Here is a 13,650-nt window from a genome sequence, read left to right as displayed (position 1 = left end):
AGAAACAAAAGAAGAATAAAGCATTTCATTTCCGTAGCTATTTACTCGATAGTTTATTTTAATATTAAGAGTACAATTATCAAATAAACCTTCATATATTTGTAATAAATAGTTTACTTTTTAAGTTATTATTTATTACTAATACTTTGGTTTATTATGTGGGAAGAAGGAAGCATCGGGGTAGTTACAGCCATTTTAGGACTTACAAGTTTAGTTGTGGTTTCCACCATGCTGATTATTTTTTTTCAAAGAAAAAGAAATATGATTCTGATCAAACAAATTGAAGGGAAAAAGCAGTTTGAACAGGAAATAATAGAATCACAAATTGAAATCAGGGAACAAATCCTAAAAAATATTAGTTGGGAGCTTCATGATAACATCGGCCAATTGCTTACTCTCGCTAAAATTCAATTGCAGAAAATTCCCGGAAACCCAGACAATATTAAAGACGTAAATGATAACTTATCAAATATATTAAATGAAGTACGCGCATTGTCCAAGGTAACGAATCCGGATTTCATCTGTGAAATAAACCTTGAAGATGCCGTAAAAATAGAAATCGACAGGTTTAATCGTTTGGGTTGTATCGAGTCAAAATTGGAAATTACGGGTACTCCCTTTAGTTTGAATACAAAATCTGAAATAATCATATTCAGGATTCTACAAGAATTCTTTGTCAATACAATTAAACATTCGAAAGCTTCTAAATTAGATGTATTCATCAGTTTCGATGGGAACAAGCTATCGATTGTAGCTGAAGACAATGGAAAAGGCTTTGAAAAATCCGATACATTTCAAAATGGTATTGGATTAACAAATATGAAAAAAAGAGGCTTTCTGATAAATGCAGAAGTCAATCTTGAATCAACACTAAATCAGGGGACAAAACTTACAATTATCTATTTTCAATACTGAAAACAATGAAAAATTATTCCATAGTTATCGTAGAAGACCATAGACTGCTATCTGAAGCCATAGCTGGAGTTATAGATAATTTCAATCAGTTTAACGTATCCTATCAATGTAAAAACGGAAAAGATTTAATTGAAAAATTCAATCAAAACAGAACATACCCGGACATCGTTCTTATGGATATAAATATGCCTGTCATGAACGGCATAGAAACAACAAAGTGGCTTAGCAAAAATCATCCGGAAGTCAATGTCCATGCCTTAACTGTCGATGAAGACGAAAACACCATCCTGAAAATGATCCAGGCAGGAGCAAAAGGCTATCTCATTAAAGATATTGACAAAAAAACACTTGAAATTGCCCTCTTAAAAATAATCAATACCGGCTTTTATCATTCTAACATTGCTATTGATGCATTGGTAAATTCAGTTACAGGTAAATCGACCTCTAAGGAAATTTTGAAAGAATCGGAAAAAGAATTTTTAAAATTACTCTGCACTGAATTTACCTATAAAGAAATTGCAAACAAAATGTGTCTCAGCCCAAAAACAATAGATGGGTATAGAGATAATTTGTTTGTAAAATTAAATGTAAAAAACAGGATTGGCCTGGTGATGTATGCTATAAAGCATAAAATTTATGTTCCCTGACTATTCCTCGTAACGTTTCATCTCCCTGTCATAGAACTCGCCTGCGTGGTTGATTAGTCTTTCCATTTCCGCTTCGATTTCTTCCTCTTCTTCTTCATCCAATTCTTCTAAAAACTCAATTTCATCGTCTTTTAAATTGATGATAAAGCGAGGGTAATCCAAATGAATGATGAAGATATCGTCCGGGAAATCGGTGTTATCTGCTAAAACGAATTTTGGTAATTCCATATATTTTGAATTTGATTATTTGTTGATTTATCTATTCGTTGAGCAAAGAAACGAATAAATTCGGCATAAAAAAACCGCCTGAATCATCATACGGTTTTTGAAATAAGTAAATATTATGAAGTAATTACTTTTTAATCACTTTAATCGTTATATGCTTTTTTACAGCTTCTTCTCCTTGATTGGGATGACAAAAAGAAATAATACAACACGGAAGATTAAATAATGTCTTCAAATTATCTTCCGTGTTGTTACACTAGTCTTCAGAAGGGTTTTGATAAGGTTTCGCGAGGTTATAAATATTTCTTGTAGGTTATTACCTTAAAATAATTGACCAAATAGATTATTTATGTCAAAAAATAGCTACATTCGTGTCCTAACCCAATAAATTGAGTTTATGAAAAAATCAGTAGTAACCCGTTTGTATAAAATCTCAGATACCACCCTTGTAACTTTAGGAAAAGAAAAGATTGCATCAAAAATGAAACACTTTATTATTGCCGGGCTATTATTTTTTGGAATCTGCATAACTGCAAATTCGCAGACAAATAAAGTTAATTATGAATTATCTGCTTTGTACAATAACAATTTTAATAAATTTACACGTAATGAGCATAATGCAGATTCAGCATTTTACTATGTCAAAAAATTAGCTTCAGACAAACTCTTTGAACCATCTTTGAAGGATTTAATGCATAATCAATTTGTTCAACCGTTTATTAAAAACATCTCAGAAGGCATAACTGATGTAAATCAAATAAATCAAATGAATAAGACAATTGCGGTAAGCAAATTGGTCTTGTCAAAAATAAATGCTGATACCACTCATCTACTCAAAGAAGTAGCGAAACCGATCATAATTTGGACTAAAATTCAGGACAATCCGAATGATATACCACTTTTAAAAAATCTTGCAACGGAGTTTCTTTCACACAATCTTACACCATCCCAATTCTATTCTAACAAAACTGGTCGGTACGGGTTATTGATTTACAAAATCATAAATGAGAAACCCGAATTAAAACCGTTGGCTTTAAAAATATACAATTCTATTAAAGATCATTTGAAAAACAATCAAATAGCTGCCACAGAATTAACTACAAGAGAAGAGTTACAAAAAAGAGCATATTACAGATATTTATATGCTTTTATTAGCGATAATGAAGCCTCCACAACTACTGATCAATTTCAAAAGCAAGCTTTATTGAAAACTGCATTTGATTTTAGCCCCGATTTTAATGATAAAAATAATCGACAGGGATATTTTTATGATATGTTCTTTTTTGGCGGTAAGGAATCTTTTGAAGAGGATTATCTGACATTTCTCATTAAAAATAACACTGATAAAAATCAAGTTTTGCAAACTCTCCTCAAAACGGCATTAAAAGAGCCTAATTATAAAGAAAAACTTCGACAATTTTATACTGAAATTTATCCCACCGACTCAAATTTTTCCAAATTTTGGGCTGAATCAATAGAAAATAAAGCCGAACCATCGCCAGTAATTATAGCAAATCAGATTGATAAAAAACTATTTTCAAGCAAGGAATTCCACGGGAAATGGATACTAATTGACTTTTGGGGAACCTGGTGTTCACCATGCAGAAAAGAACATCCCGATTTACAAAAATTTTACAACCAGCTTGTCTTACAAAATTCAAATAAGATTGCATTATTAACTTTCGCTTGCAATGATACAGAGGATATGGTTGCAAAATATATGAAAGAAAAAGGCTATTCATTCCCAGTTGCAATGTCTGACGGGAATTTTGAAACTAATTTTAAAGTTCAAGGCTATCCAACAAAAATTTTAGTAACACCCAAAGGGAAATACATTAGAATCCCTTTTAACACTGATTGGGTAAATTTTATAAAACAGTACAGCGAGTTGTAAAAACACATACACAACTACCGTTTAAAAAAAACAACCACATAAGAACTGGCGTTTTTATGTGGTTATTTTTTAATCACGAATTATGAATTACGAATTACGAGTTATCAGCTTATTACTTAAATGATTGAATCGGAGATACAAAAATATTGCAGCTGCCGTCAGTCCAGCTAAAAGTCCAATCCAGATTCCTACCGCTTTCAAATTGGTGTACAATCCAAGATAAATTGAAATCGGAAAACCAATAAGCCAGTATGAAACAAAGGTCATGTACATTGGGATTTTAACATCCTGCAAACCACGCAGCGCTCCCAAAACTACGACCTGGATACCATCGGAAATCTGGAAAATGGCTGCTATAATTATTAATTGAGACGCGATTGAAATCACTTCAGCATTGTCTTTCAAATGTGCCATATTCTCGGCATTCATGAACATCTCCGGCAGGTAACTATGGAAAATCACGAATACCAAAGCGAAAAACACTTGAACAATAAGAGCCAGCAACAATATTGAACGCGCCACGATTCGTAACCCTTCAAAATCCTGTGCTCCTTTAAAATTACCCACACGTACCATCCCCGCTACTCCGAATCCGGACACGAACATAAAGGTAAATGTCGCCAGGCTCAATGCAATCTGATTGGCCGCCTGACTAGTTGTTCCCACTACGCCGGAAAGCCAGACAGCACCGGTAAACAAGGCTACTTCAAAAAACATCTGCATGGCAGAAGGCAAACCAAGGTTTACAATTTTCTTCACGATATCTTTCCTGTATTCACTGAATGAAAACTGTTCAAAATAAGTTTGGAAACGTTCTTTATGTTTTAAAGAAAGGTGAATGAATATCAACATCACAAAACGGGAAATCACAGTCCCATAAGCTGCGCCCAGCATTCCCATTTTCGGGAAAAACCAAAGTCCGTAAATCAGTACGATATTTAAAAATACGTGAACAATATTACAAAGCAGGTTCGCCCACATGGCCACTTTCGTCTCCGATTTACCATCCGCAAATTGTTTGTATCCTTGGAACATGATTAACGGGATCAATGAAAAGGCCACTACATCCAAAAACGGCTTGGCCATTTCCACAACGGCTTCCGGCTGACCCATATAAACAATCAGCGGTTTTGAAAAGTAGATTATCGAAAACAACGCTATCCCCAAAATGGTACACAAAACCAATCCGTGATGGAAAATGGTTCGCTCTTTCTCTACGTTTTTTTCTCCGTCGGCTTCAGCAACCAAAGGCGTAATCGCTGTAGAAAACCCTATTCCGATCGACATGGCAATGAATACGAAACTGTTTGCCAAAGAAGCAGCCGCCAATTCAGTCGGACCTAATTTTCCAACCATGATGTTATCGACAATCCCCACTAAGGTATGGCCCAACATTCCGAGAATAATCGGATAGGCTAATTTTAAATTATTGGAGAACTCTTTGGTATATACAGACAAACGCATTTTTTAAATTTTGCGCAAAGGTAATCACTAGATTTTCAGAAAATGTTATTAAAAATTAAAAAATCAATCCAATTTTGATTTTTACGTAAAAATTTAGCTGTCAAAACAATACACCCTCCCGACAGTAAACCTTAAGAAACTTTAACATTTCCCTACAAACTAAAAAGCCGATTTTTCTGTTCTCATACTGAAAAACTAACCGAAAAGAATTTTTAGCATGAGAACGATCCCCAAAATCTCAAGTCTGTTTGCTGTTGTGGCTGCAGTATTATTTACTATCGAAACCAAAGCACAAGCACAAGAGGAACAGCCACTGAAACCCGAATACCTGCGTCACTGGCGCATCGGGTACGGACTCAACTTAGGCATCCCTTTCAACAATGATTACAATTTCACTTTAGGAGCCGATGCCCGTCTGCAGTATGATATCACTACCAAAACCTCTTTAGCTTTTACCACCGGGTACACCCATTTGTTCAGCCCTGATAAAGATTCCGGGTTTATCCCTGCGAAATTAGGCTTCAAGTCCTTTTTAGGCAATCAGTATTATGTGCTAGGAGAAGCAGGTGCTGCTTTCGGAGTTACAAAAGAACTTGGCAACTCATTTTTATGGGCACCGGGAGTTGGAATAGCAACCAAACACATAGACATCAGTCTGCGTTATGAAAACTATTCCGATTTTGATTTAGGACAAATTTCACTGCGTTTGGCATATGGTTTCAGTTCTAAAAAAATCAACAACTATCAAAACAGCAAGTTGAAAAACAAGACGCAGTCTAAAAAGTAAAATAAAAAGCTTGGTTTGTCATTTCGACCATAGGGAGAAACATAAGTTCAGCGGAGCTAAATCTTATAATCACGATGTTAAAATTATTAGATTCCTCCTTTCGTCGGAATGACAATCTTTTTAGACAACCTCTTTTTATTTCTTTAACTGTTGGCGATACAGAGCAAAATTAGCTTTCACTTTTTCGTCCAGTTCCGGTTCTTTAATATCCTTATGCTGTTTCATTTCTTCCCATATGATTTTAGCGACCATATAACGGGCCATTTCCTTATCATCAGCCGGAATCACATACCAAGGCGCATGCGGTTTTGAGGTTTTGTTGATGGCTTCTTCATAAAACTTCATATAATCATCCCAACGTTCACGTTCTTTCAGGTCTCCAGGAGAAAACTTCCAATGATGCTCCTCTTCTTCCAGTCTTCTCAAAAGGCGTTTGCGCTGCTCTTCTTTACTCATATGAAAATAAAACTTCAGTACAATGGTCCCGTTTTGTGAGATGTGTTTCTCAAAATTATTAATCTGCTCAAAGCGGTTTTCCCAAAAATCAGCCGGTATATCTTCTACTTTTTCAATTCCGGGCAGGTTTTCGTTTAAAATATATTCCGGATGCACACGGGTAACCAATACATTCTCATAATGCGTACGGTTAAAAACCGCAAATTTTCCTTTTTCGGGTAACGCCAGATAATGACGCCATAGATAATCATGTTCGAGTTCGGAAGAATTAGGCGTTTTAAAACTGTGTACCACCACACCTCGCGGATTGAACTCTTTGAAAACTTCACGAATCAGACTGTCTTTACCCGACGTATCCATTCCCTGAAGGCAAATTAACACCCCATAACGATTGTGCGCATACATCGCGTCCTGCAACTCGCTCAATTTAGCCTGAACTTTATCGAGTTTCTCCTCTTTTTTTTCATCGTCGATATGGGTTTGCAATACCGTTGGAAAATCATTGATATAAAAAGGAACGGTAATTTTAAAATTGTCGGGATTAAATACTGCCATAACTTTCAGTTTATATTCGTAAATATAAGTATTTTTAGAAGCTTTTTAGCTACGCTGAATCTAAAGATTTCCCGCTAGAAGTATTATTATTTTGCCATTTATCATTGCAAGTAAAGGATTTTCACTGCAATCGGGGCTAAACCAAAAAAACACAAGATGCATAAATTCACCTTAGAAATATTGTTTCAAATTATTGGGATTGGCTCGGCCTCCGGACTTATCTTTAAAGACAACCAATTGTACATTATTGGAGACAACAGTAATTACCTTTATGAATATGCGATAGGAGCCCAAGAACTGAAACGCCATCCTTTACGCGAAAATCCATCCGAAAATATCCCAAAAGCAAACAAACCCGATTTTGAAGCGGTAACTGAATACGATGGCAAAATATACGTTTTTGGTTCCGGATCTACCGAAAACCGAAATAAAATGGTGACCCTTGATTCCAGCTCGAAGGAAATAATCGCGACCACCGATTTGAGCGATTTGAATCTCGCTATGCAATCATTTGCCGGACTACCGCCAAACGACCTCAATATCGAAGGCGCTATTTACAATGGAGCCGAGTGGTTTTTCTTCAATCGTGGTAATGGAGTCAGTGGAAAAAATATTGTTTTCACGGTTCAGGGAAAAAATCTCACTGAGGAGTTCAACATCATTTCCACCGAATTTAAGCTTCCGAAAATCAAAGGCATCCGCTCCAGTTTTACCGATGCTATTTTGGTGAAAAAGAAAATTTACTTTTTGGCCACTGCAGAAAACACGACTTCAACCTATAATGACGGAGAAGTCTTGGGCAGTTTTATCGGCTGCATCGATCTTGAAAAAATGAAGATTGATTTCACTCAAAAAATAACAGATACGCTTAAATTGGAAGGACTGACATTTTACGGAGAAACTGATAAAGAAATCACCTTTCTGTTATGTGAAGACAACGATACCTCCGAACTAAAAACTGCAGTTCACAAACTCGTTCTCACAAAAAAATAAGAAGCTTCTTTCCTCATCATTAAAACTAAATAGTATTCTCTATCCGGCTCATCTATGCGCTTTATTGGCAATTCGGAATTTTCTGTTTTGCACAAGATAATATTTTTCCTAACAAATTACCTGATATTCAATTTTTTATAGTAATTTTAAGTATGTGTTTTTAAATCTTTACTCTATGAAAAATATGACCATTAAAGGAGTGTTATTAGGAAGTATGCTAACCTTACTGTTTTCCTGCAATAACAAGAAAGAAGAAACCGCGGCGCCGGTGGTTGACAAAGAACAAATAAAGAAAGAAATACAGGCTAAGGAAGATGAATTTGCGGCAACATATAACGCCGGAGAACTTAAAGACATTGGCTATTATGCAGACGATGCGACGACTTTCTTCCAAAACAGACCTCCTTTAGTAGGCAAACCGGCAATCATAGAATTTTTAAAATCCGATTTAAATGGAGGTTCCAAAAACAAAATCTCATTCCAAACTAACGATGTTTTCGTGTCAAACGACGGAAATCAAGTTGTGGAAGTAGGCTCTTATAAAGTAGTTGACTCCACCAACACTACCGTTAACAGCGGAAATTACATGAGTCTTTTTGAAAAGAGAGACGGCAAATATGTGTGTGTGAGAGATATGAGCGCTTCTGATATGCCTCTTCAATAATGGTTTCAAAATGATATAAAAAGAGTGGGAGAATAATTATTCTCCCACTCTTTTTATTGTCTTTATAAATCCTGCAAGCTATCTTCTTCGGCCTCCGCCTCCGCCTCCGCCGCCTCGCATTCCGCCACCGCCACTATATCCGCCTCCGCCGCGACTACCACTATAGCTACCACCACCGTAACTGCCGCTGCTTCTGGTACGACCTGAGCTGCTTGAACTCATCGAACTCGTAGATGGTCGTGATGACGAGCCTGAGTACCCTGAAGACTGACGTGTTGAAGGAGAAGTCCCTGCTGAAGGACGACTTGAAGAGCGATCAGATGTTCCCGCAGATGGACGATTTCCACCTCTATCAGAAGTCCCCGCTGATGGACGATTCCCCCCCCGATCGGAAGTCCCAGCTGAAGGGCGATTACCACCTCGGTCAGAAGTCCCTGCAGAAGGGCGATTAGAACTCCTGTCGCCAACACTGGAGTTGTTTCGGTAACTTCCATCACGGTTGTATTGGTTTACAGTATTGGAACGGTTTCGGTTACTATTATAGTTATTGTATGTATTATGATTGTGCACCACGGTAGTATTGTGATAGTACCCACCATGATGGTGATAATAATGATTACTGGCATAAATCCCCCATGCCATTACCGTAAATGCAGCGAAATAAGGAGGGTAATATCCGTAATAATACGGCGGGTAATAAGGAACATAGGCAGGTGAATACACATATTGCACGATTGGAGTCTGTTCTACGACAACAGTGGTTGTTGACTGTTGGGTCTGCTGGGTCTGTTGAGGTTCTTTTGTAGACGGCTCTTCACCGGTATAGCCGGGATTGGGAGTTTCTTTACCTCCTTTCGGCTCAACAATATAATCCTTTCCATACAAATCCTCATCGCCGACTATCTGCATTGTAACTTTTCCATTTTTATCTTTATCCAATAAGATTGCAGCCACATCCTGCGTTTCGTTTTCTTTGACATCGACCTGCAGAACGAACGTAAAGTTTTCCCCGTCTTTCTTAGTAGTCACTTTAATAAAATCAACTTTCTTGTCGTTGTTCAGGTCCAGGTTATTAACTTTTTTTTCTGAATCGTTCAGTGATTTTTCAAAGGCCTCGATGGTTTTCGATTTTTGGAAAACATCCAAAACCGCATACAAATCCAAACCATCCCCCGGCAATCCTAAACTTTCAGGTTCCTGACCTTTTTTCTTGTCTTGCGGATAAACGGATATACTCAGAAAACTAATCACCAAAAGAACGAATATACTTAACTTGTTTTTCATAAAACTATAGTCTTTTAATTATACCATATTTAACTAAAGTTACAAAAAAAACTTTTACCTCATTGAAAAACAAACAGTTATTACTTATATTTTCCTACAAAGTTTATTTTTAATCGTTAAAAAACATTTTTTGCATTCAAAATAGCGATACCTAAATCGGTTTGCTTTTCAACATTATGGTGGCTAAAAAATGCAAACAAAAGAAAACCCCCAGACAATACTTGATTGCCTGGGGGTTCCAGCGTTGTGTGTAAAGGTAATTAGTTCACGATTAATTTCTTAACTTCAACTTGTTTGCCTTTTTGTATTTTAACCATGTAAACACCCGTTCTTAAGTTGTTTTGGTTAAACTCAACAAGATTTTCATCCGCTGTTCTTTCAGCTACTTTTTTTCCTAAAATATCGAAAACAACAATTTCAGATCCCATCAAATCCTCTCCTTCCACTGTAAAGTGTCCTTTAGATGGATTTGGATATAAATTGATTTCTTTTTTAGCAATGATATCATCAGTAGAAAGCAGTGTATTCACAGAGAAACTATAATCAAGTCCACCTCCAAAATCAGGATTTAATGTTTTAACTACATTGTCGTTTGCGTCCAGGATCTTAAGCGTACCAGACCCTTGATTAGGAGAGAAATAACTATACAAACCGTCTTTACCTGTATCATTTACCCTCAAATGGTAGCAACTGCTTGGAGCCTGAGGTAATTGATATGTGAAGGTATGAATTGTATTGGCATTACTAAACGTTTGTGTCTCTACTTCATATCCATAAGCATCATACAATGTAAAATTGTTTTGATTCGGATAATTGTTTGTTCTGAACTGAATTTTAAACGTCGATGGAATAACATTTGGCAAGCTGAAGCTAGAAACCACTTTGTTATTGTTCGCATAACCATCTGCAGCACCGTTAGCTGTATTTATTTTTACAGTAAACTTATTATTTGTACTGTTAACTCCTACATTCCATAAGTTACTTATAGGCAAAAGAACATCTGTAGTGGCCATTGATGCCAAAGAACCTGTCCAAGTGTACGTTTGATGCGTGCTTGCGTTATTGATCCAATATTCAAATACAATTGAAGTTAAGGTATTTGCACCTGTATTTCTGATTGTGATGATTGGTCTTTCACACATCGGGTTGATTCTGGTGAATTCAGCATTGGCATTGTTTGGCGCTTTAATTTGTTCGATTGAAGCATCCACCGTGAAGTTAGGCGCTCCATATCCAACAATTTGATGTGTTACGATATAATTATAAGTACCGGAAGGTTTCACAGGGTTGGAAGTTCTATAGTCTAACGCAACAGTGCTTCCCGGTGTAACGTTTGGCGTCAAATTATGCTCTTTCATAAGCGTTCTTTGGCCCGGACACCATCCTTGTCTGTCAAAAATCCATGATCCTCCCTGAGGGTAAATAGGGTTTTCAGAACACGGCACTGAAATCACCCAATTATACTTCTCCACGTTATTCAATAAAATCTTGTGATTAACCTGTCCTCCATTTTGCTGGAACTCACCATCACTACCATGTCCTGTAATAGACGATTTCAATTTGAATGATGTGGCCGACGGACTAAAAGCAAAGTTATTTGTTGTGAATTTTGAACCATTATTGATATTAGCAATACTAACATTATCCATGCGGTACTGCCCTTGCCATACCTGATCATATTGTATTACATTTCTTGGAGGTGTTCCTACGATAAATAAAAACTCCAAATCCATTTCTTCCTGCAACTTACCTCCGTTAACTACCAATCGCTTGTTACCTTTTAGCAATTTCACATAATCAGACATGTCAAAGTACCATGTTTTTCCATTCGGACCTAAATCCAATCCATTACCATAAGGCGAAACAAACGACATTATTTCATTATAGAAAGGATATCTTTTGTAATAATCCAAATCCACAATCGATAAAGTACCTTCCGGTGTAACAGGAATTGTGCTTACCAAGGCTCCTGTAGTTCCATTATAAACGTTTTCCGCAGTTGTATCGAACAAGAAAGTCGTAGACACCGTATTAATAACATCATTTTTCATAGGCATCACACCTTCCATAGAAGTGATCGAGTGGTTTTTAACCGTTCTTTTGCTTCGTGGATTAGAAAAACGAGTTATCACATCTGTAACCGTTTGGTTATACGTTCCGCGGAAAAAAGTAATATTTGGTAATACCGAAGATTCAGTAAAAGTTGTTGTTAACTGATCGCCTCTTTCGAAATCCCAGCTAAGATTTGCTCCCTGAGACACTACACCATTTTTAGCGTCGTTCACAGTTTGTCCAGTCTGTTCATCCAGCTTGTAATAAGCAACCAGATTAGCATAATCAGGGTGTGTATTATCGATTGTCTTATTTTTCCACGCCAATACAGTTGCTGCAGGCAATTCTTTATTCCAAACAGATAATTCTCTGATTTTACCCATGTAGTTATTATTATAGACAGGAGTATATAATCTACCCAAAACAAAGTTCATGATATTCATAACTTTTGTTTTTCCAGTACCGGAAAGCCACAAAGAACCATTTAAATAAATATTCATCACACCTGTACTAGCATTTTTAGTAAAAGTCCAATGATTCCAAACATCTTTAATTACACCAGCTGTACCATATGGCTTTTGTAATCTGTCGAAAGTAGCACCCACATAACCACAATCAAAATAAACATCCGAATTCCATGGCATGTGGATATTTAACTGTCGCTCATCAGTATTATTATTTGAATATCCATAAATAATACTGTTACTTACCGGCATAACGCTATCTCCTTTAGTCCAAAAACTCACTGTAATCTCACTGTTGATCGTGTTAAAAAATTGCGTACCGATGTCAACATATCCACCACCTGAAACATTAATCGCAGAAATATTACTTGCAGTAAGCACACGGCTTTCAGGATTCGAAAATCCTAAGAACTCAATATTAGAACCGTTTGTTCCATTAGTAAAGGACATCTCAATAATGATGTTACTGGTTCCGTCCCAGTTAAACGGTGTATGGAACTGAATTTTGTTTGCACCATTCACGAAAGTATAATCTCTGAAATACACGTCGTTAAAACCTGTAAAGTCAAGTCCGCTAGCCTGCATATTGGTTGCAGCACTGTTTTTCATTCTTATTTTCAGGAATTTCGCAAGTCCGCCACTATTTGCTACATTTAATCTGATGGCATTAATATTACCTGCAGTAAACCCGGCAGCTGTCAATTGAGCAGCAGTAATAAGCATTTGTGATCTTCCACTTTTCAGGTTAGTTTTAACCAAATTTGACATTAAAACAATGCCACTACCAACCTGATATGCATTTTCAGAGGTCGTGGAATTTACCACTACATTTTTCTGAGTAAAATCATAATGATCATATGTTTGTTGAGAAGTGTAAGGAAAAGAAGTCCCAGTAAAGCCGGTAATCGTGTAGTTAGGCTGTTTTGCAAGCGCTTTTTCGACTTTTGCACTATCGGCTATAAATGTATTAACCGAGTAATCCCATTCGCCACAACCGGTAACACCGTCTTCTGCCCCATATCTCACCGTTGCGTTACGACATCTCAAGTTGTATTTAAGAATGATTTTCTCAAAAGTTAAATTGGGATTGTTCGGAAAGCTGACCATCATATCCCTGTTGGTACTGTTGCGAGTAAAGCCCTGTACCCTAATGGTATCCCCGACACTCTGTGCCGACATCAGATTGACCTGAATCAGAACAAAGAATAAGAGTAGTAATTTCCTCATAGTAAATTTGTTTTTAGTTGCTA

Annotated in this window: 11 protein-coding genes; 6 read left to right on the top strand and 5 right to left on the bottom strand. The window is 36.7% G+C overall.

The annotated features are described in order from the left end of the window. The first annotated feature begins 156 nt into the window (after positions 1–156). Both FEDK69T_RS11045 and FEDK69T_RS11040 read left to right on the top strand, forming a co-directional pair. Positions 157–915, top strand: coding sequence for a sensor histidine kinase (locus FEDK69T_RS11045; protein WP_023574251.1), 759 nt, complete (start codon positions 157–159; stop codon positions 913–915). 5 nt (positions 916–920) lie between these two features. Beyond that, a complete protein-coding gene (locus FEDK69T_RS11040; RefSeq protein ID WP_023574250.1) occupies positions 921–1,562 on the top strand; it encodes a response regulator in 642 nt (213 codons plus the stop codon). On the opposite strand, the gene FEDK69T_RS11035 is transcribed toward FEDK69T_RS11040, so the two are convergent. After that, a complete protein-coding gene (locus FEDK69T_RS11035; protein ID WP_023574249.1) occupies positions 1,563–1,790 on the bottom strand; it encodes a hypothetical protein in 228 nt (75 codons plus the stop codon). It abuts the gene before it with no gap. Positions 1,791–2,184: 394 nt separating this feature from the next. Between FEDK69T_RS11035 and FEDK69T_RS15515 the strand changes: the two genes are divergently transcribed. Then, positions 2,185–3,681, top strand: coding sequence for a TlpA family protein disulfide reductase (locus FEDK69T_RS15515; RefSeq protein ID WP_023574248.1), 1,497 nt, complete (start codon positions 2,185–2,187; stop codon positions 3,679–3,681). A gap of 87 nt (positions 3,682–3,768) precedes the next feature. On the opposite strand, the gene FEDK69T_RS11025 is transcribed toward FEDK69T_RS15515, so the two are convergent. After that, positions 3,769–5,145, bottom strand: a complete 1,377-nt coding sequence (locus FEDK69T_RS11025) for an MATE family efflux transporter (protein WP_035629665.1) — start codon at positions 5,143–5,145, stop codon at positions 3,769–3,771. A gap of 217 nt (positions 5,146–5,362) precedes the next feature. Here FEDK69T_RS11025 and FEDK69T_RS11020 point away from each other — a divergent pair, with 217 nt between their 5' ends. Beyond that, a complete protein-coding gene (locus FEDK69T_RS11020; protein WP_023574246.1) occupies positions 5,363–5,932 on the top strand; it encodes a hypothetical protein in 570 nt (189 codons plus the stop codon). A 135-nt stretch (positions 5,933–6,067) separates the two neighbouring features. Here FEDK69T_RS11020 and FEDK69T_RS11015 read toward each other — a convergent pair whose 3' ends face one another. Beyond that, complete coding sequence (locus FEDK69T_RS11015) at positions 6,068–6,943, bottom strand: PPK2 family polyphosphate kinase (protein WP_023574245.1); 876 nt, start codon at positions 6,941–6,943, stop codon at positions 6,068–6,070. A gap of 156 nt (positions 6,944–7,099) precedes the next feature. Between FEDK69T_RS11015 and FEDK69T_RS11010 the strand changes: the two genes are divergently transcribed. Further along, positions 7,100–7,936: a DUF6929 family protein gene (locus tag FEDK69T_RS11010; protein ID WP_023574244.1), complete on the top strand. Its 837-nt coding sequence runs from the start codon at positions 7,100–7,102 to the stop codon at positions 7,934–7,936. A 175-nt stretch (positions 7,937–8,111) separates the two neighbouring features. After that, positions 8,112–8,600 (top strand): YybH family protein, encoded by a 489-nt coding sequence (locus FEDK69T_RS11005; protein WP_023574242.1) that lies wholly within the window; start codon positions 8,112–8,114, stop codon positions 8,598–8,600. A gap of 78 nt (positions 8,601–8,678) precedes the next feature. On the opposite strand, the gene FEDK69T_RS11000 is transcribed toward FEDK69T_RS11005, so the two are convergent. Next, positions 8,679–9,884: a hypothetical protein gene (locus FEDK69T_RS11000; RefSeq protein ID WP_023574241.1), complete on the bottom strand. Its 1,206-nt coding sequence runs from the start codon at positions 9,882–9,884 to the stop codon at positions 8,679–8,681. A gap of 260 nt (positions 9,885–10,144) precedes the next feature. Beyond that, a complete protein-coding gene (locus tag FEDK69T_RS10995; RefSeq protein WP_023574240.1) occupies positions 10,145–13,627 on the bottom strand; it encodes a T9SS type A sorting domain-containing protein in 3,483 nt (1,160 codons plus the stop codon). Between the last annotated feature and the right edge of the window lie 23 nt (positions 13,628–13,650).

Source organism: Flavobacterium enshiense DK69, assembly GCF_000498495.1.
Lineage (GTDB): Bacteria > Bacteroidota > Bacteroidia > Flavobacteriales > Flavobacteriaceae > Flavobacterium > Flavobacterium enshiense.
Note: the sequence above shows the minus strand (reverse complement) of the source record. Positions and strands in the feature narration are given on the sequence as shown.

What these genes read in the sequence shown, in the direction of transcription:
- FEDK69T_RS11000 (WP_023574241.1), bottom strand. Translation starts at nt 9,884, where the DNA reads ATGAAAAACAAGTTAAGTATATTCGTTCTTTTGGTGATTAGTTTTCTG.
- FEDK69T_RS11025 (WP_035629665.1), bottom strand. Translation starts at nt 5,145, where the DNA reads ATGCGTTTGTCTGTATATACCAAAGAGTTCTCCAATAATTTAAAATTA.
- FEDK69T_RS11035 (WP_023574249.1), bottom strand. Translation starts at nt 1,790, where the DNA reads ATGGAATTACCAAAATTCGTTTTAGCAGATAACACCGATTTCCCGGAC.
- FEDK69T_RS10995 (WP_023574240.1), bottom strand. Translation starts at nt 13,627, where the DNA reads ATGAGGAAATTACTACTCTTATTCTTTGTTCTGATTCAGGTCAATCTG.
- FEDK69T_RS11010 (WP_023574244.1), top strand. Translation starts at nt 7,100, where the DNA reads ATGCATAAATTCACCTTAGAAATATTGTTTCAAATTATTGGGATTGGC.
- FEDK69T_RS15515 (WP_023574248.1), top strand. Translation starts at nt 2,185, where the DNA reads ATGAAAAAATCAGTAGTAACCCGTTTGTATAAAATCTCAGATACCACC.
- FEDK69T_RS11015 (WP_023574245.1), bottom strand. Translation starts at nt 6,943, where the DNA reads ATGGCAGTATTTAATCCCGACAATTTTAAAATTACCGTTCCTTTTTAT.
- FEDK69T_RS11040 (WP_023574250.1), top strand. Translation starts at nt 921, where the DNA reads ATGAAAAATTATTCCATAGTTATCGTAGAAGACCATAGACTGCTATCT.
- FEDK69T_RS11045 (WP_023574251.1), top strand. Translation starts at nt 157, where the DNA reads ATGTGGGAAGAAGGAAGCATCGGGGTAGTTACAGCCATTTTAGGACTT.
- FEDK69T_RS11020 (WP_023574246.1), top strand. Translation starts at nt 5,363, where the DNA reads ATGAGAACGATCCCCAAAATCTCAAGTCTGTTTGCTGTTGTGGCTGCA.
- FEDK69T_RS11005 (WP_023574242.1), top strand. Translation starts at nt 8,112, where the DNA reads ATGAAAAATATGACCATTAAAGGAGTGTTATTAGGAAGTATGCTAACC.